Here is a 1,922-nt window from a genome sequence, read left to right on the forward strand (position 1 = left end):
ACATTGTATAAAAATAATGCGTAAGTTTATTCCTAAATCAAAAGTTTGTGCTTGTTTGCTTGCATCTGATTTTCCTTCGGAAAATCCTCGCACTCAAACTACGCACTATTCTTATACGTAACCGTTATGCGCAAGTTTGAAAAAAATCAAAAATGAATTTAAAGGAAAACTTTGATAAAATAGAACTTAAAGAAATCAAAGAATTTGTTGAAAAACAAACTGCTGAAGATTTATTCTTGGAATTCAAAACAGCTAATTATCCGCACGGAATTGAATACGACAAAAAAAACTTTTCAAAATGTCTTTCTGGTTTTTCAAATTCTTCAGGGGGAATTCTGATATGGGGTATTTCAGCAAAAGAAAGAAAAAATAAACCAGATGTTGCAAATGAATTAAAACCTATTGAAAATTTAATCGAATTTGAAAATTATCTTAAAAGAAATGAAGGTAACGCAATTATACCATTAACTGAAGGAGTGGAATATCGAAGAATTTTCGAAGATAATAAAAGTGGATATTTATTAGTATTAATTCCGCCAAGTGAACGAGCTCCTCACATGGGATTGTTTGCAGATAAAAGGTATTATAAAAGAAGTGGTGACAGCTTTTATATATGTGAGCATTTCGATATTATGGATATGATTAATCGAAAAATTACTCCGAAACTGGCAGTTAAAATTATTAATAAAAAAGTTACTATTGAAAAATTTAGAAATGAAGAATATGAAAAATTTGAATGTGTCCTTTGTATTGAAAATATTGGACAAGTTTCTGCAAAACACATCACCCTTTCATTGGATGTAAAAAGTCCTTTTAATATTTCAAATTATGGATTAGACGGTAATCGTAACAGAGGGATGAAAATGATGAGATTAACGTCAAATTTACCAAAATATATAGGAGGTTCTGATTTAGTTGTTCATCCGGAAACTTATCATGAAGTTGATAGAATTGTACTTAATGAAACTGGTTTTGATTCTAAAAAATTAGGAGATTTAAATATCGATTATAAAATCATTTCAGAGGGGATGAAATTAACAACAGGAAAAATTGAAATCAAAAAAGAAAATTTATTATCAAAAACCAATGCACAATAAGTTGTAGTTTAATCACTATTTTGTAAATGGACTTTAATTTGAAAAATAATGCACAGCGTATACTGTACTAAAAAACTACAAAGTTTTATTAAAGAAGTTGAAGAAAAATTGCCAGCAAACCTGTCTGAAATTTCTTTATCAGATTGGAATGCCCATTTGTTTTTTATCGAAAAAAGGAAGTGTATTATTTTCATAAATAACATAACTTTCTATTCTGTTTTTCTAACAGACATTCTTAAAAAAGACTTAAAAACCATTGATATAATTTTTAAAGAAAGACTTAAAGAACAACTAATTCATGACAAAATAATTGAAACTGATGAATCCACCGAATCAATATTTCCTGGAATGAAATTAAAATTTTATAGAACAAACAATAATAAAAAAGTAATTGGCAGAATAAATGATTTTGTTGATATGTTTAAAATTCATTGTTCTTATAAATATGAGAATTTTAATGAAATGAATATTATCCATGAAAATGGATTAATAAATGGTACTCCAACTGGAAAACTTTTGGAATTGAAAAAAAGTTGGAGTAGCCCAATTAAAAACGTAAAAGAAATTATAAAAACCAGCGCATAACAAAGTGTAAATTTCAGAGCGGGGTTGGTGGTTTTTTGAGCCGCGGATTCTCGCATCGCCGTTCAGTCCTCGCGGACATGAACGCTCTCCGAAATCCGCTCCGCAACTTACACCAACCGTTGGCAAACATTAGAGAAATGAAGAAACTACTAATAATATTCATTTTAATTTCAAAAATTGGATTTGGACAAGATAACAAATACCTTTCTGAAAATTATGAATTTAAAAACGGTGAAATTG

The 1,922-nt window shown here is 28.8% G+C and carries 2 protein-coding genes; both read left to right on the forward strand.

Going from position 1 to position 1,922, the window contains the following annotated elements; all coding sequences use genetic code 11:
* Window positions 1-152 precede the first annotated feature (152 nt).
* Window positions 153-1,097: an AlbA family DNA-binding domain-containing protein gene (locus ACFQ1R_RS13185; protein WP_379926733.1), complete on the forward strand. Its 945-nt coding sequence runs from the start codon at window positions 153-155 to the stop codon at window positions 1,095-1,097.
* Between the two features lie 48 nt (window positions 1,098-1,145).
* The gene (locus ACFQ1R_RS13190) at window positions 1,146-1,682 is read left to right on the forward strand and encodes a DUF6933 domain-containing protein (RefSeq protein WP_379926734.1); all 537 of its coding nucleotides are present in this window, start codon (window positions 1,146-1,148) and stop codon (window positions 1,680-1,682) included.
* The last annotated feature ends 240 nt before the right edge of the window (window positions 1,683-1,922 follow it).

It is taken from the genome of Mariniflexile jejuense (assembly GCF_042675665.1).
Taxonomy (GTDB): domain Bacteria; phylum Bacteroidota; class Bacteroidia; order Flavobacteriales; family Flavobacteriaceae; genus Mariniflexile; species Mariniflexile jejuense.